At 67.6% G+C, this 24,367-nt stretch carries 23 protein-coding genes and 1 pseudogene; all 24 read left to right on the plus strand.

All coding sequences use genetic code 11. The annotated features are described in order from the left end of the window. The first annotated feature begins 42 nt into the window (after window positions 1–42). The 24 genes and pseudogenes from aceK (at window position 43) to D9X30_RS03560 (ending at window position 24,232) form a co-directional block, all read left to right on the plus strand. Window positions 43–1,854 carry a bifunctional isocitrate dehydrogenase kinase/phosphatase gene (gene aceK / locus D9X30_RS03445; RefSeq protein ID WP_153946143.1) on the plus strand — a complete coding sequence of 604 codons (1,812 nt, stop codon included), beginning with the start codon at window positions 43–45 and terminating at the stop codon, window positions 1,852–1,854. Continuing rightward, window positions 1,851–2,522 (plus strand): carbonate dehydratase, encoded by a 672-nt coding sequence (can, locus tag D9X30_RS03450; protein ID WP_092600310.1) that lies wholly within the window; start codon window positions 1,851–1,853, stop codon window positions 2,520–2,522. The genes aceK and can overlap by 4 nt, the downstream gene beginning before the upstream one ends. Window positions 2,523–2,564: 42 nt before the next feature. Then, window positions 2,565–3,755 (plus strand): acetyl-CoA C-acetyltransferase, encoded by a 1,191-nt coding sequence (locus D9X30_RS03455; RefSeq protein ID WP_153946142.1) that lies wholly within the window; start codon window positions 2,565–2,567, stop codon window positions 3,753–3,755. 43 nt (window positions 3,756–3,798) lie between these two features. Next, window positions 3,799–4,479 (plus strand): SDR family oxidoreductase, encoded by a 681-nt coding sequence (locus tag D9X30_RS03460; protein WP_153946141.1) that lies wholly within the window; start codon window positions 3,799–3,801, stop codon window positions 4,477–4,479. 12 nt (window positions 4,480–4,491) lie between these two features. Then, window positions 4,492–5,622 (plus strand): acyl-CoA dehydrogenase family protein, encoded by a 1,131-nt coding sequence (locus tag D9X30_RS03465; protein WP_153946140.1) that lies wholly within the window; start codon window positions 4,492–4,494, stop codon window positions 5,620–5,622. A gap of 52 nt (window positions 5,623–5,674) precedes the next feature. Next, window positions 5,675–6,334 (plus strand): 2-hydroxychromene-2-carboxylate isomerase, encoded by a 660-nt coding sequence (locus D9X30_RS03470; RefSeq protein ID WP_153946139.1) that lies wholly within the window; start codon window positions 5,675–5,677, stop codon window positions 6,332–6,334. Then, window positions 6,331–7,017: an HAD family hydrolase gene (locus D9X30_RS03475; protein ID WP_153946138.1), complete on the plus strand. Its 687-nt coding sequence runs from the start codon at window positions 6,331–6,333 to the stop codon at window positions 7,015–7,017. Before D9X30_RS03470 ends, D9X30_RS03475 begins: the two co-directional genes overlap by 4 nt. Beyond that, on the plus strand, window positions 7,014–7,448 hold the full coding sequence (locus tag D9X30_RS03480; protein WP_153946137.1) for a YchJ family protein: 435 nt from the start codon (window positions 7,014–7,016) through the stop codon (window positions 7,446–7,448). The genes D9X30_RS03475 and D9X30_RS03480 overlap by 4 nt, the downstream gene beginning before the upstream one ends. A 70-nt stretch (window positions 7,449–7,518) precedes the next feature. Then, window positions 7,519–9,126: a carboxyl transferase domain-containing protein gene (locus tag D9X30_RS03485; RefSeq protein ID WP_153946136.1), complete on the plus strand. Its 1,608-nt coding sequence runs from the start codon at window positions 7,519–7,521 to the stop codon at window positions 9,124–9,126. Window positions 9,127–9,206: 80 nt separating this feature from the next. After that, window positions 9,207–10,100, plus strand: a complete 894-nt coding sequence (locus D9X30_RS03490; RefSeq protein ID WP_153946444.1) for a dienelactone hydrolase family protein — start codon at window positions 9,207–9,209, stop codon at window positions 10,098–10,100. Between the two features lie 23 nt (window positions 10,101–10,123). Then, window positions 10,124–10,912, plus strand: a complete 789-nt coding sequence (locus D9X30_RS03495; RefSeq protein ID WP_153946135.1) for an enoyl-CoA hydratase/isomerase family protein — start codon at window positions 10,124–10,126, stop codon at window positions 10,910–10,912. A 485-nt stretch (window positions 10,913–11,397) separates the two neighbouring features. Next, a complete protein-coding gene (bioA, locus tag D9X30_RS03500) occupies window positions 11,398–12,768 on the plus strand; it encodes an adenosylmethionine--8-amino-7-oxononanoate transaminase (RefSeq protein WP_502799607.1) in 1,371 nt (456 codons plus the stop codon). Beyond that, window positions 12,758–13,978, plus strand: coding sequence for an 8-amino-7-oxononanoate synthase (bioF, locus tag D9X30_RS03505; protein WP_153946133.1), 1,221 nt, complete (start codon window positions 12,758–12,760; stop codon window positions 13,976–13,978). Before bioA ends, bioF begins: the two co-directional genes overlap by 11 nt. Further along, a complete protein-coding gene (bioD, locus tag D9X30_RS03510) occupies window positions 13,975–14,724 on the plus strand; it encodes a dethiobiotin synthase (protein WP_153946132.1) in 750 nt (249 codons plus the stop codon). Before bioF ends, bioD begins: the two co-directional genes overlap by 4 nt. Window positions 14,725–14,761: 37 nt before the next feature. Continuing rightward, complete coding sequence (bioB, locus tag D9X30_RS03515; protein ID WP_153946131.1) at window positions 14,762–15,802, plus strand: biotin synthase BioB; 1,041 nt, start codon at window positions 14,762–14,764, stop codon at window positions 15,800–15,802. 66 nt (window positions 15,803–15,868) lie between these two features. Next, window positions 15,869–17,920 carry an acetyl/propionyl/methylcrotonyl-CoA carboxylase subunit alpha gene (locus D9X30_RS03520; RefSeq protein WP_153946130.1) on the plus strand — a complete coding sequence of 684 codons (2,052 nt, stop codon included), beginning with the start codon at window positions 15,869–15,871 and terminating at the stop codon, window positions 17,918–17,920. Between the two features lie 403 nt (window positions 17,921–18,323). Then, window positions 18,324–19,265, plus strand: a complete 942-nt coding sequence (locus D9X30_RS03525) for a 2-hydroxyacid dehydrogenase (RefSeq protein ID WP_153946129.1) — start codon at window positions 18,324–18,326, stop codon at window positions 19,263–19,265. A gap of 65 nt (window positions 19,266–19,330) precedes the next feature. Further along, a complete protein-coding gene (locus D9X30_RS03530; RefSeq protein ID WP_153946128.1) occupies window positions 19,331–20,263 on the plus strand; it encodes a hydroxymethylglutaryl-CoA lyase in 933 nt (310 codons plus the stop codon). 18 nt (window positions 20,264–20,281) lie between these two features. Next, entirely contained in the window at window positions 20,282–20,785 is a 504-nt protein-coding gene (locus D9X30_RS03535) for a YbaK/EbsC family protein (RefSeq protein WP_153946127.1), read from the plus strand. Next, window positions 20,782–21,033, plus strand: a complete 252-nt coding sequence (locus D9X30_RS03540) for a DUF1289 domain-containing protein (RefSeq protein WP_153946126.1) — start codon at window positions 20,782–20,784, stop codon at window positions 21,031–21,033. The genes D9X30_RS03535 and D9X30_RS03540 overlap by 4 nt, the downstream gene beginning before the upstream one ends. Next, the gene (locus tag D9X30_RS03545) at window positions 21,030–21,974 is read left to right on the plus strand and encodes an MBL fold metallo-hydrolase (RefSeq protein ID WP_228770787.1); all 945 of its coding nucleotides are present in this window, start codon (window positions 21,030–21,032) and stop codon (window positions 21,972–21,974) included. Before D9X30_RS03540 ends, D9X30_RS03545 begins: the two co-directional genes overlap by 4 nt. Before the next feature lie 2 nt (window positions 21,975–21,976). Continuing rightward, the gene (locus D9X30_RS03550; RefSeq protein WP_153946125.1) at window positions 21,977–22,528 is read left to right on the plus strand and encodes a GNAT family N-acetyltransferase; all 552 of its coding nucleotides are present in this window, start codon (window positions 21,977–21,979) and stop codon (window positions 22,526–22,528) included. 226 nt (window positions 22,529–22,754) lie between these two features. After that, window positions 22,755–22,994 (plus strand): annotated as a pseudogene (locus D9X30_RS03555) (transposase); the annotation flags it as partial. A gap of 69 nt (window positions 22,995–23,063) precedes the next feature. After that, window positions 23,064–24,232 (plus strand): IS3 family transposase gene (locus D9X30_RS03560; protein WP_153950438.1). Its coding sequence is split into 2 segments (ribosomal slippage): window positions 23,064–23,331 and window positions 23,331–24,232, totalling 1,170 coding nucleotides; the frame shifts between segments, so codons are not numbered across the junction. Window positions 24,233–24,367: the final 135 nt, after the last annotated feature.

Raw genomic sequence — 24,367 nt, forward strand, 5'->3', positions numbered from 1 at the left:
GACTGCCAGCCGTCTCTCGCGCCCGTCCGGAAACTTCGCGTCATGTCCCACTTCCCGAAGCTGCTCGCCTCGCAGATTGCCTACGATGTGGCGCGGACCCTGCTCGACGGATTCGACAAGCACTACCGGCTGTTCCGCGAGGCCGGCGTCACGGCCAAGGCGCGTTTCGAGGCCCGCGACTGGCACGGCCTGCAGGCGCTGCAGCGCGACCGCATCGCGTTCTACAACGACCGGGTGCACGAGGCCGTGGTGACGCTGCAGGACGAATACGACGCCGAGCAGCTCGACGACGATATCTGGCAGCAGATCAAGCTGCACTACATCGGCCTGCTGACCAACCACCACCAGCCCGAACTGGCCGAGACGTTTTTCAACTCGGTCTGCACGCGCATCCTTCATCGGTCGTACTTCAACAATGACTTCATCTTCGTGCGTCCGGCCGTTTCGACCGAGTACATCGAGAATGAGGAGTCGCCCACCCGGCCGACCTACCGGGCCTACTACCCGGGCAGCCGCGAGGGCATGGCCGCCTGCTTCGAGCGGATCGTCCACAATTTCCAGCTCGATACGCCGTTCGAGGACCTGAAGCGCGACGTCGGCTATGTCCTGCGCGCGCTCGACGAGCATGCGGGCGAATTCCGCGTGGCGCCCAATTTCCAGGTGCATACGCTGTCGTCGCTGTTCTTCCGCAACAAGACCGCGTTCATCATCGGCCGGGTGCTGAACGGCGACCAGACCTATCCGATGGCGATTCCGGTGATCCACGGGCCGTCCGGCAAGCTGGTCCTCGACACCGTGCTGCTGCGCCCGGAACAGCTGCTGGTGCTGTTCTCGTTCGCGCATGCCTATTTCCTGGTCGACATGGAAATCCCGTCGGCCTACGTGACCTTCCTGGGCGACCTGCTGCCGCGCAAGTCGCGCGCCGAGATCTACACGTCGCTGGGCCTGCAGAAGCAGGGCAAGAACCTGTTCTACCGCGACTTCCTCCACCATCTGCAGCATTCGTCGGACAAGTTCGTCGTGGCGCCCGGCATCCAGGGGCTGGTGATGCTGGTGTTCACGCTGCCGTCGTTCCCCTATGTGTTCAAGGTGATCCGCGATGCATTTCCGCCGCCCAAGGAAACCACGCGCGCGCTCGTGAAATCGAAGTACCAGCTCGTGAAGCAGCACGACCGCGTGGGCCGCATGGCCGATACGCTCGAATACTCGAACGTGGCGTTCCCGCTGTCGCGCTTTGACGATGCGCTGCTGCGCGAGCTGACCCGGCACGTGCCGTCGATGCTCGAATACCAGCGCAGCAGCGACGGCAGCGAAGAAATCGTGGTGCGCCACCTGTACATCGAACGGCGCATGACCCCGCTGAACATCTGGCTGCAGGAAGGCACCGACGCCCAGGTGGACCACGGCATCCGGGAATATGGCGACGCCATCAAGGAGCTGATCGCCGCAAACATCTTCCCGGGCGACATGCTTTACAAGAACTTCGGCGTCACCCGGCACGGCCGCGTGGTGTTCTACGACTACGACGAAATCGAGTACCTGACCGACTGCAACATCCGCCGCGTGCCCGAGCCGCGCAACGAGGAAGAGGAAATGTCCGGCGAGGTGTGGTACACCGTACATCCGCACGACATCTTCCCGGAGACCTATCGCACGTTCCTGCTTGGGGACCCGCGCGTGCGGGCCGCGTTCCTGCGGCACCATTCCGACTTCTTTGACGCTGCCATGTGGCAGCAACACAAGGACCGGCTGCTGGCCGGCCATGTACATGACTTCTTTGCCTATCCACAACAAGAACGCTTCATCCATCGCTACGGCGCAGCACCAACCGACGACGCAAGGAGGGCAGCATGAGTGATGCCATCGCCCAATTGTTCCGCAACAATCGCGAGTGGGTAGATCGGGTCAACGCGGAAGACCCCACATTCTTCACGCGTCTGGCCAACCAGCAGGCGCCCGAATACCTGTGGATCGGCTGCTCCGATTCGCGCGTGCCCGCCAATCAGATCCTGGGCCTGGCACCGGGCGAGGTGTTCGTACATCGCAATATCGCCAATGTGATCTCGCACAGCGATCTGAACGCGCTGTCGGTGATCCAGTTCGCCGTGGAAGTGCTGAAGGTGCGCCACATCACCGTGGTGGGCCACTATGGCTGCGGCGGCGTGAAGGTGGCGCTCAAGCGCGAGCGCGTGGGCCTGTGCGACAACTGGCTGCGCCACGTGCAGGACGTGGCCGACAAGCATTCGGCCTACCTGGGCACCGTGCTGCGCGAGGACGACGCCCACACGCGCCTGTGCGAGCTGAACGTGATCGAGCAGGTCAACAACATCTGCCAGACCACCGTGCTGCAGGACGCCTGGGACCGGGGCCAGCAGGTGACGGTGCACGGCTGGATCTACGGCGTGTCCGACGGCCTGCTGCGCGACCTGGGCATGGCCGCCAGCAGCAACGAGGAACTGCAGACGCAGATTGCCGCGGCCCTGCAGCAATACGGCGATCCGCCACAAGCATCGATTCGCTGAATCACTACGACTGAAGCCCACCTGCTTCGAGGAGACACAGACATGCAACACCCGAACGACCCGATCGTCATCGTTTCCGCGGCGCGCACCCCGATGGGTGCGTTCCAGAGCGAACTGAGCAGTCTGACCGCGCCGCAGCTTGGCGCCGCCGCCATCCGCGCGGCGGTGGAGCGGGCCGGCATCAAGCCGAAGCAGGTGCAGGAAGTGGTGTTCGGCTGCGTGCTGCCGGCCGGGCAGGGGCAGGCGCCGGCCCGCCAGGCCGCGCTGGGCGCGGGTCTGCCGCTGGACGTCGCCTGTACCACGGTCAACAAGATGTGCGGCTCGGGCATGCGCGCGGCCATGTCGGTCTACGACGGCCTGCTGGCCGGCTCGTTCGACATCGCCGTGGCCGGCGGCATGGAAAGCATGACCAACGCGCCGTACCTGATTCCGAAGGGCCGGGGCGGCTATCGCATCGGCCACGGCATGATCTACGACCACATGATGCTGGACGGGCTCGAAGACGCCTACGACAAGGGCCGCGCCATGGGTACCTTCGGCGAGGACTGTGCCGCCAAGTACCAGTTCACGCGCGAGCAGCAGGATGCCTTCGCGATGGAATCGGTGCGCCGCGCACAGCGTGCCACCGAGGGCGGCGATTTCCGCTGGGAGATCACCCCGGTCACGGTGTCGGGCAAGGGCGGCGACACGGTCGTCGATACCGACGAAGGCCCGCGCCGCATCAAGGTGGACAAGATTCCGTCGCTGAAGCCGGCCTTTGCCAAAGACGGCACGATCACCGCCGCCTCGTCGTCGTCGATCAACGATGGCGCCGCCGCGCTGGTGATGATGCGCGAATCCACCGCGAAGCGGCTGGGCCTGGTGCCGGTCGCGCGCATGCTGGGCCATACGTCGCACGCACAGGCGCCGGGCTGGTTCACGACCGCGCCGGTGGAGGCCATCGCCAAGCTGTACCGCAAGCTCGACTGGACCACCGACAGCGTGGACCTGTTCGAGATCAACGAAGCGTTCGCCGTCGTACCGATGGCTGCCATGCACGACCTCAAGATTCCGCATGACAAGGTCAATATCCATGGCGGGGCCTGCGCATTGGGCCATCCGATCGGCGCCTCCGGCGCGCGCATCATGACCACGCTGATCGGCGCGCTGCGCAAGACTGGCGGCAAGCGCGGCGTGGCCAGCCTGTGCATCGGCGGGGGCGAAGCCACGGCCGTCGGCATCGAAATCGTCTGAGCGACACACGCCACAGCAAACGACAACGAGAAGGAGTCTCGCCATGCCTGCCGCGCTCATCCTTGGTGCTTCCCGGGGTCTCGGCCTTGAATTCGTCCGGCAGTACCGTGCCGATGGCTGGCGCGTGGTGGCTGCCGCGCGCAGTGCCGACGGCGTGGCGGCGCTCAAGGCGCTGGGCGCCGAAGCCCACCAGCTTGACCTGACCAACGCCGGCGCGGTGGCGGGGCTGGGCTGGAAGCTCGATGGCGAGTCGTTCGACGTGGCGATCTACAACGCTGGCGTGATCGGCCCGCGCACCGAGGGCGCGCAGCCCATCGCACAGCCGGAGTTCGACGCCGTGATGCACACCAACGTGCTGGGTCCGATGATGGCGCTGCCGCTGCTGCTGCCGTTCGTCGAGACCGGCAACCATGGCCGGGGCGGCGTGCTGGCCGTCCTGTCGTCGAAGATGGGCAGTATCGGCGGCATGGACAGCAACGGCGCGTGGATGTACCGCGTCAGCAAGGCGGCGGCCAACGCGGTGCTCAAGGGCGTGTCGCTGGACGCCCGCCACGCGATCTGCGTGGCGCTGCATCCGGGCTGGGTGCAGACCGACATGGGCGGCCCGAACGCCGACCTGACCCCGCAGCAGAGCGTGGCCGGCATGCGCCGCACGCTGGCTGGCCTGACGCACAACGACAACGGCAGCTTCCACAACTACGATGGCACGACCATCCCCTGGTAAGGACCGACGCTCATGCTGCTGACCCCCGAGCAGGAAATGATCCGCGACGCCGTGCGGCAGTTCGCGCAGGAAGTCATCGCGCCCCAGGCCGCCCAGTGGGACCGCGACAAGACCTTCCCCAAGGATGTGCACAAGGAACTGGCCCGCCTGGGCGCCTACGGCGTGGCGGTGCCCGAGGAACTGGGCGGCGCGGGGCTCGACTACCTGTCGCTGGCGCTGATCCTGGAAGAGATCGCGGCCGGCGACGGCGGCACGTCCACCGTCATCAGCGTCAACAACTGCCCGGTCTGCAGCATGCTGATGGCCTTCGCCAACGACGCGCAGAAGCAGCGTTGGCTGGTGCCGCTGGCCCGTGGCGAGATGCTGGGCGCGTTCTGCCTGACCGAGCCGCATGTGGGCTCCGATGCCTCGGCGCTGCGCACCACGGCCACGCGCGATGGCGATCACTACGTGCTGAACGGCGTGAAGCAGTTCATCACCAGCGGCAAGCATGCCGACGTCGCGATCGTGATGGCCGTCACCGACAAGGCGGCCGGCAAGCGCGGCATCAGCGCCTTCCTGGTGCCGACCAGCACGCCGGGCTACATCGTCGCCCGTCTGGAAGACAAGCTCGGACAGCATTCGTCCGATACGGCGCAGATCTTGTTCGAGGACTGCCGCATTCCGGCCGACTGCCTGCTGGGCGAGGAAGGCGCCGGCTACAAGATGGCGCTGTCGGGGCTGGAAGGCGGCCGTATCGGCATCGCGTCGCAGAGCATCGGCATGGCGCGCGCCGCGTTCGACGCCGCGCTGGCCTATGCGAAGGAGCGCGAGAGCTTCGGCCAGCCGCTGTTCCAGCACCAGGCCGTGCAGTTCCGCCTGGCCGACATGGCCACCCGGATCGACGTGGCACGGCAGATGGTGTGGCACGCGGCATCGCTCAAGGACGCCGGCCGGCCCTGCCTGAAGGAGGCCGCCATGGCCAAGCTGTTCGCCAGTGAAATGGCCGAGCGTGTCTGCTCGGACGCCATCCAGGTGTTCGGCGGCTACGGCTATGTGAACGATTTCCCGGTCGAACGGATCTATCGGGATGTGCGGGTGTGCCAGATCTACGAAGGCACCAGCGACATCCAGAAGATCCTGATCGCCCGCGCGCTTGGATGACAGACCAGCCGTTCCCCCCAAACCGTCGCCCCCTGAACCGGAGCCACCTGCGATGACCGCACCGATCGATTTCTACTTCGACTTTTCCTCGCCCTACGGCTATTTCGCCAGCACCCGCATCGACGAACTGGCCCAGAAGTATGGCCGGGGCGTGATGTGGCATCCGGTGCTGCTGGGCGTGGTGTTCAAGACCACCGGCTCGTCGCCGCTGCCGTCGATTCCGCTCAAGGGCGAGTACTGCTGGCGCGATTTCGAGCGCACCGCGCAGTTCCACGGCATCGAGTACAAGCGCCCGACGCACTTCCCGCTGCCGACGCAGCACGCCGCCCGCGCCATGCTGTGGCTGCAGAACCACCACGGCGCCGACCTGGCGGCCGCCTTTGCCAAGGCGGTGTACCGTGCGCTGTTCGTCGACGACCTGAACATCGCGGAGCCGGCCGAACTGGCAAAGCTGGCCGATGCGCTGGGCGTCGATCCGGTGGCGATGAACGAAGGCGCCACGAGCTACCCGATCAAGGACCAGCTCAAGGCGGAGATCGACGTGGCGATGGCCAAGGGCGTGTTTGGCTCGCCGTTCGTGATCATCGACGGCGAACCGTTCTGGGGCTTCGACCGTTTCGATCAGATCGAGGCCCACCTGAAAAGCCGGCGGCAGACCGAACTGCGCGCCGTCGGCGGCAACGAACTCAACAAGGAAAAGAAACCCGCATGACCGCAGCAAACCAGGCCGCACGCTTCGATTGCGTGATCTTCGACTGTGACGGCGTGCTCGTCGACAGCGAGCCGATCGTCCATCGCGTGCTGAACCGCGTGCTCAACGAGCTTGGCATCGAGATCACGCTGGAGGAATCGATGAAGTGGTTCCTCGGCCGCGCGGTGCGCGACGAGCTGGGCAATATCGAGGCGCGGCTCGGCAAGCCGCTGCCGCGCAACTTCCTGTCCGAATGGTTCGTGCGGCGCGATGCCGCGCTGATCGAGGAACTGGAAGCGGTGCCGCATATCCGCCAGACGATCGAGGCGATCAAGGCAAGCGGCCTGCCGGTGTGCGTGGCATCGGGCGCGGACCGCATCAAGGTCAAGCTCCAGCTGACGCATACCGACCTGCTGGGGCTGTTCGTCGATCCGCGGGACCAGCGCGAGCACATCTTCTCGGCCACCGAAGTCGAGCACAGCAAGCCCGCGCCGGACGTCTACCTGCTGGCCGCACGCACGATGGGCGTGGAACCGTCGCGCTGCGCCGTGGTGGAAGACAGCCCCACCGGCGCCACCGCCGGCGTGGCGGCGGGCATGACCGTGTTCGGCTATGCCGCGCGCACCGACGCCGACGAACTCCGGGCGGCGGGCGTAAAGACCATCTTCACCGACATGCGCGACCTGCCGGAGCTGATCGCATGACAAGGAAGCGCCAGTCCGGTGCCGGCGTCGAGCCTTGCCCCTGCGGCAATGGCGCCTACGCCACATGCTGTGGCCGCTTTCATCGCGGCGAGGCGGTGCCGCCCACGGCCGAGGCGCTGATGCGCTCGCGCTACAGCGCCTATGTGCTGGGCGACGAAAGCTGGCTGCGCCAGACCTGGCATGTGTCGACGTGTCCGCAGGACCTGTCGGCCGATGCCGGCACGCGCTGGCTCGGGCTGACGGTGAAGTCCCACGCGCAGCAGGACGACACGCACGCCACGGTGGCCTTCGTGGCGCGCTACAAGGTGGGCGGGCGCGCGCACCGGCTGGAAGAGCTGAGCCGCTTCGTCTTCGAGCCGCGCGAGCCCGGCACCCCGGCCCGCTGGCTCTACGTGGATGGCGACCTGAAGGAACAGGAAGGAAACGAATGACGTGCGGCGCCCGCGCGGCGCACGTTACCGGCTGAACCGGCACGACAAGCAAGAGAACACAGGAAGAGACATGCCCACGCTGGAAACCAAACTGAACGCACGCTCGGAATCGTTCAAGGCCAATGCCGAGGCCATGCAGGCGCTGGTGGCCGACCTCAGGCAGAAGATCGCCAAGCTGGCCGAAGGCGGCGGCGAGGATGCCCGCGCCAAGCACCTGGGCCGTGGCAAGCTGCTGCCGCGCGACCGCGTGCAGCAACTGCTCGATCCGGGCACGCCGTTCCTGGAGCTGTCGCAACTGGCCGCGTACGACATGTACGACAATGCCGCTCCGGGCGCGGGCGTCATCACCGGCATCGGCCGCGTGGCCGGCCAGGAATGCGTGATCGTCTGCAACGACGCCACGGTCAAGGGCGGCACCTACTACCCGATGACGGTCAAGAAGCACGTGCGGGCGCAGGAGATCGCCGAGCAGAACAACCTGCCGTGCATCTACCTGGTGGACTCCGGCGGCGCGAACCTGCCGAACCAGGACGACGTGTTTCCCGACCGCGACCACTTCGGCCGCATCTTCTACAACCAGGCGAACCTGTCAGCCAAGGGCATTCCCCAGATCGCCGTGGTGATGGGCTCGTGCACGGCCGGCGGCGCCTACGTGCCGGCGATGAGCGACGAGTCGATCATCGTGAAGAACCAGGGCACGATCTTCCTGGGCGGCCCGCCGCTGGTGAAGGCCGCCACGGGCGAGGAAGTCAGCGCCGAAGACCTGGGCGGTGCCGACGTGCATACGCGGCTGTCCGGCGTGGCCGACTACTTTGCGCAGAACGACCACCATGCGCTGAGCCTGGCCCGCAATATCGTGCAGCACCTGAACCGCCGCAAGCCGGACCAGATCCGCCTGCACGCGCCCCAGGAGCCGCTGTACCCGGTGGAAGAACTCTATGGCGTGATCCCCACCGACACGCGCAAGCCCTATGACGTGCGCGAGGTCATCGCGCGCATCGTCGATGCATCGGAATTCGACGAATTCAAGGCGCGCTACGGCACCACGCTGGTCTGTGGCTTCGCGCGGATCTGGGGCTACCCGGTGGGCATCATCGCCAACAACGGCATCCTGTTCTCGGAGTCGGCGCTCAAGGGCGCGCACTTCATCGAACTGTGCTGCCAGCGCAAGATCCCGCTGGTGTTCCTGCAGAACATCACAGGCTTCATGGTAGGCCGCAAGTACGAGAACGAAGGCATCGCGCGCAACGGCGCCAAGATGGTGACGGCCGTGGCCACCGCCCAGGTGCCCAAGTTCACGGTCATCATCGGCGGCTCGTTCGGCGCCGGCAACTACGGCATGTGCGGCCGCGCCTATTCGCCGCGCTTCCTGTGGATGTGGCCGAACGCGCGCATCTCGGTGATGGGCGGCGAGCAGGCGGCCAGCGTGCTGGCCACGGTGCGCCGCGACGGTATCGAAGCGAAAGGCGGTCAGTGGAGCGCCGACGACGAAGAAGCGTTCAAGGCGCCGATCCGCGACCAGTACGAGCGCCAGGGGCATCCGTACTACGCCAGCGCGCGGCTCTGGGACGATGGCGTCATCGACCCGGCGCAGACGCGCACCGTGCTGGGCCTTGGTCTTTCCGCCAGCCTCAATGCGCCGATCGGCGACATGAAGTTCGGCGTGTTTCGCATGTAGTTTCTTGTTGGCTGATCGGTTTTTTTTCTGGAAGGTTGGTTGTTGTCATGTCCCGAGTTGCCCCCACCACCTGCCGCGCAATGGTTGCGCTGGCCGCGCTGGCCTTCACCGTCGGGTGCGGCCCGGCCATCGCGCAGGTGGCGATGCCGGCGCAGTCGGTCGAGCAGGTGGTGATGGTGCCGAAGGTGGGAATGGACGCCACCGTCGACCTGGAAACCACGATCTTCCGGCCGGCCGGCGAAGGTCCGTTTCCGATGGTGGTGATCAACCACGGCAAGGCGCCGGGCAAGCCCGCGTTCCAGGGCCGTGCGCGCTTTGCGGCGCAGACCGCCGAGTTCGTGCGGCGTGGCTATGTGGTGGCGCTGCCGATGCGGCAGGGGTTTTCCAAGTCGGGCGGCCAGTACGTGGGCGGCAGTTGCGACGTGCGCCGCAACGGCATGATGCAGGCCGAGGACGTGGTGGCCGCGCTGGATTACCTGGTGCAGCAGCCCTATGTCGATGCCACGCGCATCGTCGTCATCGGGCAGTCGCATGGCGGGCTGTCGACCATGGCGCTGTCGGCGATCGGCTACCCCGGGGTGGTGGGCGTGGTCAATTTCGCGGGCGGCCTGCGCAACGACAACTGCGTGGGCTGGGAGAACAACCTGATCGACGCGTTTGGGGATTACGGGCGCGGGGCGCATTATCCGTCGCTGTGGATCTACGGCGACAACGACAGCTACTGGCCGTGGCCGCTGCCCGAGCGCATGTTCAACAGCTACAAGGCCAACGCGAGCGGGGCGGCAAAGGATGCACGCTTCGTCGATGTGGGCGAGTTCGACGGCGATTCGCACCGCCTGTTCAGCAACCGCGCAGGCGTGGCGGTGTGGCTGCCCGAGGTGGACGCGTTCTTCCGGCAGCTGGGTTTGCCGTTCGACGAAATACCCGAACAGACCCAGCCTGCCAGGTCGAAGACCGCCGGCCAGACATCCTGACAATCGAAGAACCCGGAGGAGACATGCAATTCACGACGCTTTCAGTGACCGCCGAGCGCCATATCGCCACGGTCACGCTGAACCGGCCCGATGTCCGCAATGCGTTCAACGAGACGGTCATCGCCGAACTGACCGGCGCCTTCCGGGCGCTGGGCGACACCCCCGAGGTGCGCGCAATCGTGCTGACCGGCAACGGCCCGGCCTTCTGCGCCGGCGCCGACCTGAACTGGATGAAGAAGATGGCCGGCTACTCGGACGACGAGAACCGTGCCGATGCGCTGACGCTGGCGCAGATGCTCCACACGGTCTGGGTCTGCCCCAAGCCGGTGATCGCGCGCGTGCAGGGTGACACCTACGCCGGCGGCATGGGCCTGGTGGCCGCCTGCGACATCGCGGTGGCGTCGGCCACGGCCAACTTCTGCCTGTCCGAGGCGAAGCTGGGCCTGCTGCCGGCCACGATCAGCCCGTATGTGATCCGCGCGATGGGCGAGCAGGCCGCGCGCCGCTACTTCATCACGGCCGAGCGGTTCGATGCCGCCGAGGCGCTGCGCCTGGGCTTCCTGCACGCGGTGGTGCCGCCGCAGGACCTGGACGAAAAAGTGGCCGAGATTGCCGCCACGCTGGCCGGCAACAGCCCCAACGCCGTGCGCGAAAGCAAACGACTGGTGCAGGAAGTGGCGGGGCGCGAGATCGACAGCGACCTGCTGGCCGACACCGCCAACCGGATCGCCGCCATCCGCGCGTCGGAAGAAGGGCGCGAAGGCGTACGGTCGTTCCTGGAAAAACGCGCCCCATCGTGGAAGCCGCAGTAGGGGGGGCGTGCCAACGACTGAGGGTGTTCTCCCCTCTCCCGCGAGCGGGAGAGGGGCGGGGGAGAGGGCATGGCGGTTCAAATGGCGGACGTCGTATCTTGAGCGGCTCGCCCTCTCCCCCAACCCCTCTCCCACAAGTGGGAGAGGGGAGCAATCAGACGCTTGCAGAGACAGTGGCCGCCACACATTTTTTTAACCCCCATTTACCAGACGTTACCCGCGAGAAGCAGGATTCCCGGTGCCATGCGCGGCACGGCGGTCAGCAACATCGCGCTACGTCGCTCAACCTGATGCCAACGCGCTGACAGTGCCTGGTTTGCCAAGACAAGACGGACCTTCCTAACATGAGCCTCCCCAATCCGCCCGCAGCCCCAGCGCGTCCCGGCCTTGCCGTGACCGGCGCCGGCATGGGCGGACCTGGCAATCAAAGGAGGGTCCCCTTGACACATCCTGTCCCCAATCCCGCCGGCGTAGCAGCCGATGACATGACGCTCGCGGCACGCAGCCAGCGTGCTGTCTGGCATCCGTGTACGCGCCTGCGCCCCGATGCGGCCGCCAACGAGCCGCCGCTGGCCATCGTCCGAGGCGAAGGGCCGTGGCTGATCGATGCCGATGGCCGTCGCTATTTCGACGCCATCAGCTCGTGGTGGGTCAACCTGTTCGGCCACGCCAACCCGGCGATCAACGCCGCGCTGGTCGCGCAGCTGAACACGCTGGAACACGTGATGCTGGCCGGCTGCACCCACGCGCCGGCAGTGGAACTGGCCGAACGGCTCGAAGCATTGACCGGCGGCGTGCTGGGCAATGCGTTCTATGCGTCCGATGGCGCATCCGCAGTGGAAATCGCGCTCAAGATGAGCTTCCACTACTGGCGCAACACGGGCCTGTCGGCCAAGCGCGAGTTCGTGTGCCTGCGCCACGGCTACCACGGCGAAACCGTGGGCGCGCTGGCCGTGACCGACGTGGAGATCTTCCGCGACGCCTACGACCCGCTCACGCGACGCGCCCATGTGGTGATGTCGCCCGATGCCCGGCAGTCCGGTCGTGGCGAATCGGCCGCCGACGTGGCCCGGCGTGCACTGGCCGAACTGGAAACCCTGCTGCGCGAGCGTGCCGGCCAGATCGCCGCGCTGATCGTCGAGCCGCTGGTGCAGGGCGCCGCCGGCATGGCGATGTACGACCCGTCGTACCTCGAAGGCGCCCGCGCGCTGTGCGACCGCTACCGCGTGCACCTGATCGCCGACGAGATCGCGGTAGGCTGCGGCCGCACCGGCACGTTCTTCGCCTGGGAGCAGGCCCGCGGCGGCGATCCGGTTCCGGCGCATGCCTGGCCCGACTTCCTGTGCCTGTCCAAGGGCATCACGGGCGGCTACCTGCCGCTGTCGCTGGTGCTGTCGCGCCCGGAAATCCAGCGGGCCTTCGTGGCCGACGACATCGCGCGCAGCTTCCTGCATTCGCACTCGTACACGGGCAATCCGCTGGCCTGCCGCGCCGCGCTGGCCACGCTGGACCTGTTCGATGCCGACGACGTGCTGGCCCGCAACCGCGAGCGCGCGCAATGGCTGGCCGACGCGATGGCCGGCATTGCCGCCGATGCCCGCGTGTCCCATGTGCGTCAGCGCGGCATGATCTGGGCCGCCGATATCGAGCCGGAGGCGGCCGGCACCGACTTTGCCGCGCGCTTCCACCTGGCCGCGCGCGAACGCGGCGTGCTGGCGCGGCCCATCGGCAACACGCTGTACGTGATGCCGCCCTATGTGTTCGACGCCGCGCTGGCCAACTGGCTCGGCACGCAACTGCTGGACACGCTGCAGGCAGTGCTGGCACCCGCCGAGGAGGCCCGCCATGCTGCTTGAGCACCTGAAACGCGCGGCCGCCGAGCGCGAAGCGCAGTCGCTGACGCGCCGCCGCCGCATCGCGCATACGGCCTGCGCCCCGCACCAGTCGGTCGGGGCCGTCGGCGCCACGCCCACGCCGCTGCTGACCTTCTGCAGCATCGACTACCTGGGCCTGGCCAATCACGCGTCGATCGCCCACGCGCTGGCCGAGGGCGCGCACCGCTACGGCGCCGGCAGCGGCGCCTCGCACCTGGTCAGCGGCCACTCGCTGGCGCACGCCGAGCTGGAACACGCGCTGGCGCGCTGGCTGGCGCCCTATATCCCGCAGGCGCAGGCGCTGTACTTCTGCACCGGCTACATGGCCAACCTGGCGGTGCTGACGTCGCTGGGCACGGCCGAGGCCACGCTGTTCTGCGAGACGCTCAACCATGCGTCGCTGATCGATGGCGCGCGGCTGGCCCGTGCCGACGTGCAGCGATATCCGCACGGCGACACCCAGGCACTCGATGCGCTGCTGCAGGCAAGCCAGAGCAGGCTGAAGCTGATCGTCACCGACAGCGTGTTCAGCATGGACGGCGACCTCGCGCCGCTGGCCGCGCTGCTGGCACTGGCCGAGCGCCACGACGCCTGGATCATCGTCGACGATGCGCACGGCTTCGGCGTGCTGGGCGACAACGGCCACGGCGTGCTGGAGCATCTGGGCCTGCGCTCGGAACGGCTGATCTATATCGGCACGCTGGGCAAGGCCGCCGGGGTGGCGGGTGCCTTCGTGGCGGCGCACGAGACCGTCATCGAACACCTGGTCAACACGGCGCGCCCGTACATCTATACGACGGCCGCGCCGCCGGCCGTGGCGCACGCGCTGCTGACCAGCCTGGAAATCATCGCCGGCGACGAAGGACGCAGCCGCCGCGCGCACCTGGCCGGACTGATCGCGCAACTGCGCCAAGGGCTGGCGACGCTGGCCGCGCAGGCCGGCTGGACGCTGGGCGACAGCGATACCGCGATCCAGCCGCTGATCGTCGGCGACAACGCCGCATCGCTGGCGCTGTCGGCGGCGCTGGAAGCCGATGGCATCCGAGTGGGCGCGATCCGGCCGCCCACGGTGCCGGCCGGCACGGCACGGCTGCGCATCACGCTGTCGGCCTCGCATACGGCCGCCGACGTGACGCGCCTGCTCGACGCCATCGCGCGCGCCATGCCGCGCCGGCACAAGGAGGCCGCATGATCGCCAACAAGCCTGAACGCTTTGCCTGCTTCGTCACCGGCACCGACACCGGCGTGGGCAAGACCCACGCCACCGCCACGCTGCTGCATGCCCTGTACGGGGCCGGCTACAGCACGGTGGGCATGAAGCCCGTGGCGGCCGGCGGCGAGTGGCTCGACGACCGCTGGCAGAACGACGATGTCGATCAGCTGCGCGCGGCGGGCTCGGTAATCGTGCCGCAGGAAGAGATGTGCCCGTTCTTCTTCCGCACGCCGGCATCGCCGCACCTGGCCGCCGCGCTGGAAGGCGAGCGCATCACGCGCGGGCCGATCCGCGCCGCGTTCGATTCGCTGTGCACCAAGGCCGATGCGGTGGTGGTGGAGGGCGTGGGCGGCTTTGTCGTGCCGCTGGACGTGGGCGCGGTGCGGTGGAATACCGCCGACCTGGCCGTGATGCTGGACCTGCCCGTGATCCTGGTGGTGGGGGTACGGCTGGGCTGCCTCAGCCACGCCATGCTTACCGCCGAGGCGGTGCGCGCACGCGGCCTGAAGCTGGCCGGCTGGATCGCCAACCGCATCGACCCGGACATGCTGCTGGCCACCGAGAACATCGTCACGCTGCAGGACGCGCTGGACGCCCCGATGCTGGGCGAACTGCCCTGGCAGGTGGCGCCGGCCGTCGCCGCCCAACATCTGGACCTTGCGCCGCTGCTGGCCAGCATGCCGCCGGTTGCACCGTCCAGCCTCGCCGCGCCGCGTCACGCGTGACCCGCGCATCGTGAAACCGAATACGTATTCCCAGAACATGACCCAAATCGCTGAAACCCAAACCGTCGCCACCATCTCCGCCGAAGCACTGCGCCAGTCGGCCCGCAACATCGCCGCCGCCGCGCCCCGGGAGGGCGACGCCTGGCGCGTGGACGACGTGGCCGCGCTGTTTGCGCTGCCGTTCAACGACCTGCTGTTCCGTGCGCAGCAGGTGCATCGCGAGAACTTCGACGCCAACACGGTCCAGCTGTCCACGCTGCTGTCGATCAAGACCGGCGGCTGCGAGGAAGATTGCGGCTACTGCCCGCAGAGCGCGCACCATGACGCCGGCGTGACGGCCGAGAAGCTGATGGACCTGGAAGCCGTGCTCGACGCCGCCAAGGCAGCCAAGGCCAACGGCGCCACGCGCTTCTGCATGGGCGCCGCCTGGCGCAGCCCGAAGGACCGCCATCTGGAGCCCGTCATCGACATGGTGCGCGAGGTGAAGGCGATGGGCCTGGAAACCTGCGTGACGCTGGGCATGCTCAAGGCCGAACAGGCGCAGCGCCTGAAGGACGCGGGCCTGGACTACTACAACCACAACCTCGATACGTCGCCCGAGTTCTACGGCAAGATCATCACCACGCGCACGTACCAGGACCGCCTGGACACCATCGGCCATGTGCGCGATGCGGGCATCAACGTCTGCTGCGGCGGCATCGTGGGCATGGGCGAAGCGCGCGAGGCGCGGGCCGGCCTGATCGCGCAGCTGGCCAACATGGACCCGTACCCCGAGTCGGTGCCCATCAACAACCTGGTGCAGGTGGAGGGCACGCCGCTGGCGGGCACCGAAGCCCTGGACCCGTTCGAGTTCGTACGCACGATCGCCGTGGCACGCATCACGATGCCGCGCGCGATGGTGCGCCTGTCCGCCGGCCGCGAGGCCATGGACGAAGCGTTGCAGGCGCTGTGCTTCATGGCCGGCGCCAATTCCATTTTCTATGGCGAGAAGCTGCTGACGACCGGCAACCCGCAAGCCGAGCGCGACCGCGCCCTGCTGGCACGTCTCGATATCCGCACCGAAGGTTACGCGGGGTAAGCGACGGACAAGCTGCCGATCCGAAGGAGCCTAGCTCGCCTTGACCCGGAGACAAAGGGAGGAGCCATGTTCAACAAGATCCTGATCGCCAACCGTGGCGAGATTGCCTGCCGTGTGGCGGCCACGTGCCGCCGGCTCGGCATTCGTACGGTGGCCGTCTATTCCGACGCCGATGCCGACGCGCGTCACGTCGCGTTCTGCGACGAAGCCGTGCATATCGGCGGTGCGGCCGCGCGCGACAGCTATCTGCGCGCGGACCACATCATCGAGATGGCGAAGGAGACCGGCGCCCAGGCCATCCACCCGGGCTATGGCTTCCTGTCGGAGAACGAGGATTTCGCGCGCGCCTGCGCCGAGGCCGGGCTGGTGTTCATCGGCCCGCCCGCGGATGCCATCCATGCGATGGGCAGCAAGAGCGCGGCCAAGCAGCTGATGGAAAAGGCCGCGGTGCCGCTGGTGCCCGGCTATCACGGCGAAGACCAGGATGCGGCGCTGCTGCGGCGCGAGGCCGACCGCATCGGCTATCCGGTGCTGCTCAAGGCCAGCGCCGGCGGCGGTGGCAAGGGCATGCGCGTGGTGGACGCCGGTGACGGCTTCGAGGCCGCGCTGGCGTCGGTCAAGCGCGAGGCGTCGGCCAGCTTTGGCGACGACAAGGTGCTGGTCGAGAAATACCTGACGCGCCCGCGCCATATCGAAATCCAGGTGTTCGCCGACACGCAGGGCAACTGTGTCTACCTGTTCGAGCGCGACTGCTCGGTGCAGCGCCGCCATCAGAAGGTGCTCGAAGAAGCGCCGGCCCCCGGCATGACCGAAGAGCGCCGCCGCGCGATGGGCGAAGCCGCCGTGGCCGCCGCGCGCGCCGTGGGCTACGTTGGCGCCGGCACCGTGGAGTTCATCGCCAACCAGGACGGTTCGTTCTACTTCATGGAGATGAACACGCGCCTGCAGGTGGAACACCCGGTCACCGAGATGATCACCGGCCAGGATCTCGTCGAATGGCAGCTGCGCGTGGCGGCCGGCGAGCCGCTGCCGCTGTCGCAGGACCAACTGAAGATCGACGGCCACGCGCTGGAGGCGCGCATCTACGCCGAGAACCCGGACAAGGGCTTCCTGCCTTCGACGGGCACGCTGCGCTTCCTGCGCACGCCGCCGGCCGTGCAGTTCATGCGCGGCGGCGACGCCCATGGCCCGGCCGGCGTGCGGATCGACGCCGGCGTGCGCGAGGGCGACACCATCAGCCCGTTCTACGACCCGATGATCGCCAAGCTGATCGTCTGGGGCCGCGATCGCAACGAGGCGCTGTCGCGCATGGCGCAGGCGCTGGCCCACTATCACGTGGTGGGCCTGTCCACCAACGTGGCCTTCCTGCAGCGGCTGGTCAAGTCCGAGGCCTTCCGTACCGCCGATCTCGATACGGGCCTGATCGAGCGCAACCAGACCGTGCTGTTCCCGCCGCAGAAGTCGGTCGGCATCGAGGCCATTGCACTGGCCGTGGCGGCGCTGCTCGAACGCGAGACGCGCGAGCGCCGCGTGGACGAGGCCGACCGCCACTCGCCATGGACCCACGCCGGCGGCTGGCGCCTGAACGCGCGCGACGTGCGCACGCTGTACTTCGAGGGCGCCGGCCACAAGCTGGAAGTGGTACTCAAGGGCGATGCGCGCGCGATACCGGATCAGCGCCGCAGCACGCTGATCTACGCCGACCAGGCCGCACCGTTCGCCTACACCTTCAACGCCGACGACATCCGTGTGGATCTGGGCACGCGCCGCACGCACGGCCAGGTGCACCTGGAGGGCGACACCTTCCACGTGTTCCACGCGGGCCGCCATACGGTGCTGGAGTGGCTCGATCCGCTGTCCCACGCCGGGGAAGCCGAGGGCGAGGGCGGCAAGCTGACCGCGCCAATGCCGGGCAAGGTCATCGCCGTGATGGTGGAGCCCGGTAGCAAGGTCACGCGCGGCACGCCGCTGCTGGTGATGGAGGCCATGAAGATGGAACACACCATCGCCGCCCCGGCCGACGGCGTGGTCAGCGAGGTGCTCTACGGCGTGGGCGAACAGGTGACCGAGGGCGCCCAGCTGCTGGCGTTCGCACAGGCGGAAGACGCTGCTGCCTGACGGTTTGCTCCCCTCTCCCGCCTGGCGGGGAGAGGGGCCGGGGGAGAGGGCGCGGCGGAGCAAATGTCGACAAGTCAGCAAGCAGAGCCTCGATACCCTCTCCCCCAACCCCTCTCCCATTGCATGGGAGAGGGGAGCGAAACCGCCGGTCCAGGCGTTGCTGCCTGACGGTTTGCTCCCCTCTCCCGCCGGGCGGGAGAGGGGCCGGGGGAGAGGGCGCGGCGGTGCAAATGTCGACAAGTCGGCAAGCAGAGCCTCGATGCCCTCTCCCCGCTCGCATTGCATGGGAGAGGGGAGCAACACCGGGACGCGCATCCTCCTGCCGGTAATCGCACACCCGCCCGACGGCGAAACCGAAAGCGCGCATAATCGTTGGCCTAACCCGTATAACGATGGAGTCGAGATGAAGTTGCAGCTGTACGTGCCGGATGGCCGCTACGCGCCGTGGATCGAGGGCTTTGCCGAAGTGTTGCCCGAAGCGCAATGCGTGACCTGGGAGGAAAGCCAGGGCCAGCGCGCGGACTACGCCGTGGTGTGGCGCCCCCCGCTGGAAATGCTGCGCGGCCGCACGGACCTGAAGGCGGTCTTCAATCTCGGCGCCGGCGTGGACGGCATCCTGCGCCTGCGCGACAACGACCCCGAGGCGCTGCCCGCTGGCGTGCCGATCGTGCGCCTGGACGACGCCGGCATGGCCGCCCAGATGAGCGAATACGTGGCCGCCGCCGTGCTGCGCTACTTCCGCAAGCTCGATGCCTACGCCGCGCAGGAACAGGCCGGTACGTGGAAATTCCTGAAGCCGCACCGCCGCGCCGATTTCACGATCGGCGTGATGGGCATCGGCACGCTGGGCTCGCACATCGCGCGCACGCTGGCCGGCTTCGGCTTCCCGGTGCGTGGCTGGAGCCGGTCGGCCAGGACGGTCGAGGGCGTGCAGTCGTTCCACGGCGCGGACGGCCAGGCGGCGTTCCTGAACGGCCTGAAGGTGCTGGTCAACGTGCTGCCGCTGACGCCCGACACCGAGGACATCATCGACACCGGCCTGCTCTACAAGCTGGCCAGGGGCGCCTACGTGATCAACGTGGCGCGTGGGCAGCACCTGGTGGAAGCCGACCTGCTGGCGGCCGTGCAGGACGGGCAGATCGCAGGCGCCACGCTGGATGTGTTCCGCACCGAGCCGCTGCCGGCCGACCATCCGTACTGGCAGGAGCCGCGCATCACGATCACGCCGCATATTTCCGCGCTGACGCTGCGCGAGGACAGCATCGCGCAGATCGCCGGCAAGATCCGCCTGCTGGCGCAAGGCAAGCCGATTGCCGGCGTGGTGGACCTGCAGCGCGGCTACTAGACCACGGGCCGCCCAGGAACGCCACGGCGGCAGGACAAGAGGACAGAGGGACCGAGGAGACAAGCATGACCATCCCCCAATACGTGAAGATCGTCGAAGTGGGGCCGCGCGACGGCCTGCAGAACGAGAAAGCGATGGTGCCGGCCGACGTCAAGGTGGCGCTGATCAACAAGCTGACCGACGCCGGCTTCGTCAACATCGAGGCCGCGTCGTTCGTGTCGCCCAAGTGGGTGCCGCAGATGGCCGACGGGGCCGAGGTGATGGCCCGCATCGAACGCCGGCCCGGCACGCTGTATTCGGTGCTGACGCCGAACATGAAGGGCTTCGAAGGCGCGGTGGCGGCCGGTGCCGACGAGGTGGTGATCTTCGGCGCGGCCAGCGAGGCGTTCTCGCAGAAGAACATTAACTGCTCGATCGCCGAGTCGATCGCGCGTTTCGAGCCGGTGGCAGTCGCCGCCAAGGAGGCGGGCATCCGCCTGCGCGGCAGCATCTCGTGCGCGCTGGGCTGCCCCTACCAGGGCGAGGTGCCGGTGCATGCCGTGGTCGATGTGGTGCGCCGCATGCGCGAGCTGGGCTGCGACGAGATCGACATTGCCGACACCATCGGCGTCGGCACGCCGCTGAAGGTGCAGGAAGTGATGCGCGCGGCGTCGGCCGAATTCGCGATCGACCGGCTGTCCGGGCACTTCCACGACACCTACGGGCAGGCGCTGTCGAACATCCTGGCCAGCCTGGAAGTGGGCATCGCCATCTTCCACGCATCGGTGGCGGGCCTGGGCGGCTGCCCCTATGCCAAGGGCGCCACCGGCAACGTGGCCACCGAAGACGTGCTGTACATGCTGCAAGGCATGGGCTTGCACACCGGCATCGATCTGGAGGCCGTGGTGCGGGCCGGCGACTATATCTCGCAGGCCATCGGCCGCGCCAACAGCTCGCGCGTGGGCAAGGCGCTGCTGACCAAGTGGGCGGCAGCGGCCGACGCCACGGTCTGTGTCTGAACCAGGAGAACAACAAGCATGAGCGAAAACCCGACGCTTCCCGAATCCGCGCAACGCGTGGCGGACCTGCTGGCCGGCATCGGCCACGACCGGCCGGTGGTGATGCTACCGGCCACCGGCAAGACCTCGGCCGAGGCCGCTGCCGGCCTGGGCTGCACCGTGGCGGAGATCGCCAAGTCGATTATCTTCCGCCGCGTGGAGGACGATGTGCCGGTGCTGGTGATCGCCAGCGGCAGCAATCGCGTGGACGAGTCGAAGGTGGCAGCCCGCGTGGGCAAGCTGGGCAAGGCCGATGCGAAGTTCGTGCGCGAGAAGACCGGCTACGCCATTGGCGGCGTCTGCCCGATCGGTCATGCGGTGAAGCCGGTGATGCTGCTGGACGCCGACCTGTTCCGGTACGACAGCGTGTGGGCCGCTGCCGGCCATCCCCATGCGGTGTTCAACCTGACGCCGCAACAGCTGCAGGCCATGACCGGCGCCGAAGTGGCCGACGTGGCGCAAGGCCCGCAGGCCCAGGCATGACGCCCGCCCGTCGCCGGCTGCTGGCTGACCTGGTGCGCGGTGCGGCGGCGGCGCAGATCGTGTCGCCGGTGCCGTCACCGTGCCGCAGCATCTGCAAGATGGACCGCGACAGCGGTTACTGCGAGGGCTGCCTGCGGACCATCGCCGAGATCGCCGCCTGGTCGGGTGCCGATGACGAAGAACGCCGTCGCGTCTGGGCCTTGTTGCCGGCGCGCGTGCCGCAGCTTTGCGAAGGCAGTGCGGCATGAGCGCGGCAAGCGCGGCGGCGCCGTTGGGATTGCCCGCCACGATGCGCGTCTTCGAACGCGGCTGGCTGTCCGCCAACAACGTGCTGTGGATCGACGATGCCACGCAGGACACCACACTGGTCGATACCGGCTACGTCACCCATGCCGCCCAGACCGTGGCGCTGGTGGAAGCCGCGCTCGACGGCCGGCCGCTGCGGCGCGTGATCAACACCCATCTGCATTCCGACCACTGCGGCGGCAACGCGGCGCTGCAGCAACGCTGGCAACCGCGCACGGCCATCCCTGCCGCCGAGGCCGCGGCGGTCTCGGCCTGGGACGCCGATGCGCTGACCTTCGACGCCACGGGCCAGCAGTGCGCGCGCTTCACGTTCGACGACGTGCTGCACGACGGCGACACGCTGCGGCTGGGCGGCATCGACTGGCACGTGATCGCCGCGCCGGGGCACGACCCGCACGCGGTGATGCTGTTCGCGCCAGCCGAGCGCATCCTGATTTCGGGCGACGCGCTGTGGGAAAACGGCTTTGGCGTGACCTTCCCCGAGCTTGACGGCGAAAGCGGATTCGCGGAGCAGGCAGCGGTCCTGTCTCGGATCGACACGCTGGACGTCCGGCTGGTGATTCCCGGCCACGGCCGCCTGTTCGACGATGTGGCCGGCGCCGTGGCCCGTGCGCGAAGCCGGCTGGACTACCTGCGGGCCGATCCGCTGCGCAACGCCACGCACGCGATGCGCGTGCTGGCCAAGTTCAAGCTGCTGGAAGCCCGGTCGCTGCCGCGCGACGCGCTGTTCGCATGGTTCGCCGCCACGCCGCTGATGCGGCGCATGCATGCGCGCTTTACGCCTGGCCAGTCGCTGGAAGCGGTGTTCGACCAGACCCTGCAGGCGCTGGAGAAAGCGGGCGCGCTGCAGCGTGACGGCAACCTGGTGGCCAACCGGGACTGACCATGCAGCCGCTGCGCAGCCAGGCGTTCCAGCTCAGGCCGTTCCGCGCCAGCGACGAGGCCCAGTTCGTGATGGCGGTGCGCGAGTCGATGCCGACGGTGGGGCTGTGGATGCCGTGGGCGCGGGCCGACTACAGCATCTACGATGCGCGCGAGTGGTTCGAGCGGTGCGCGGCGATGATGGATGAGGGCGCGGCGTACGACATCGGCGTGTTCTCGCCCGATGGCCGCGAGCTTTACGGCGGCGTGGCCATCAATCAGATCCGCCGCGAGGACAATACAGGCAACCTGGGCTACTGGATCCGCCAAAGCCAGCAGCACAAGGGGCTGGCTTCGGGCGCGGCGGCCATGATGGCCTGCTACGGCTTTCACACGCTCGGGCTCACGCGGCTGGAGATCGTGGCAGTCGAGACCAACCTCGCAAGCCGCGCCGTCGCCGAGAAGATCGGTGCCGCGTTCGAGTGCATCGCCCGCAACCGCCTGATCCTGCGCGGGCGGCCCGTGCCGGCGGCGGTGTATTCGCTGGTACCCGAGTCATTTTCGATGGGGCGATAGAGCCAGTAGGGCGTTAGCGCACTGCCGGTTTGCTCCACTCTCCCATGCAATGGGAGAGGGGTTGGGGGAGAGGGCATCGAGGCCCTGCTTGCCGACATGCCGTCAATGGAAGCACCGCGCCCTCTCCCCCGGCCCCTCTCCCGCGATGCGGGAGAGGGGATGTAGTGGTCCAATTTCCTCAGACAGGTCGATAGGTGGAAAATCACGATCGACGAGGAAAGACGACATGACAAAGCAACGCCGCAAGTTTGACGCCGCCTTCAAGCTGGAGGTAGTCCGGATGGTCCGGGATCAGGGCCTATCGGTCGCTGAGGTTTGCCACACGATGGCGATTGGGGAGACTGCCCTACGGCGCTGGCTGGTCCAGTATGACCTTGAAGTGGCTGGCGGCAAGGGAGTGGGCAAGCCGCTGACGCCTGAGCAGCAGCGCATTCGCCAGCTCGAAGAGGAAAACCGCCGCCTGAAGGACTGTAGTGGTCCAATTTCCTCAGACAGGTCGATAGGTGGAAAATCACGATCGACGAGGAAAGACGACATGACAAAGCAACGCCGCAAGTTTGACGCCGCCTTCAAGCTGGAGGTAGTCCGGATGGTCCGGGATCAGGGCCTATCGGTCGCTGAGGTTTGCCACACGATGGCGATTGGGGAGACTGCCCTACGGCGCTGGCTGGTCCAGTATGACCTTGAAGTGGCTGGCGGCAAGGGAGTGGGCAAGCCGCTGACGCCTGAGCAGCAGCGCATTCGCCAGCTCGAAGAGGAAAACCGCCGCCTGAAGGAGGACAACCTGATCCTAAAAAAGGCATCGGCCTTCTTCGCCCGCGAACTCAAGTGATCTATCGAGTGGTTAGCGGATTGCAGAAGGAGGCGATCTCCATCAGTCGGGCATGCCGGGTGCTGGGCGTGAGCCGGGCGGGGTATTACGCGGCCGGGCGAGCGCCTGCTGCCAACGAGAAGGCCTTGCGGCAGGCGGTGTATGTGCGGGCGGCGTTCGAGGCCAGCGGACGTACCTACGGCAGCCGGCGCGTGGCGCAGGATTTGGACAAGCAGGGGCTGAAGATCGGGCGCTATCGGGCCCGCACGCTGATGCGCCAGGAGAATCTGCGCCCGGTGTGGGAGCGCAAGTTCGTGGCGACGACTGACAGCCGGCATGGCAGGCCGATGGCGCCGAACGTGCTGAGCAGGCAGTTCAGGCCCGCACAGCCCAACCGGGCCTGGGTGTCGGACATCACGTATGTGCGCACGGGGGAAGGCTGGTTGTATCTGGCGGTGGTGTTGGACCTGTATTCGCGCAAGGTAGTGGGCTGGGCCAGCGCAGCGGCCATGCCCGCCGCGCTGGTGGCGTCGGCCTTGAAGATGGCCATCGTGCAGCGCAATCCGGCGCCTGGGCTGATCGTGCATTCGGACCGGGGCAGCCAGTATGCAAGCGAGGAGTACCAGGGATTGCTGGCGCGCCACGGCCTGGTTTGCAGCATGAGCCGGTCGGGCGATTGCTGGGATAACGCCGTAGCCGAACGCTTCTTCCTGAACCTGAAGATGGAGCGCGTCTGGCAAAGGCGGTACGCCGACCGCGCCGAAGCCCGGCGCGACATCACACAGTACATCGTGGGCTTCTACAACCCGGTGCGCTTGCATTCGACACTGGGCTACGCGTCGCCAACAGACTACGAGGACAAGTTCCAACAGACCACCCTAACACCTGTCTGAAAAAACTTGACCACTACACTCCCCTCTCCCGCTTGCGGGAGAGGGGCGGGGGGAGAGGGCGGGCCGCTCAATCTGCGACAAGTCGGCAAGCAGAACTGCCGTTGCCCTCTCCCCCAACCCCTCTCCCGCCGTGCG

The organism is Cupriavidus sp. U2 (genome assembly GCF_009663685.2).
Lineage (GTDB): Bacteria > Pseudomonadota > Gammaproteobacteria > Burkholderiales > Burkholderiaceae > Cupriavidus > Cupriavidus necator_C.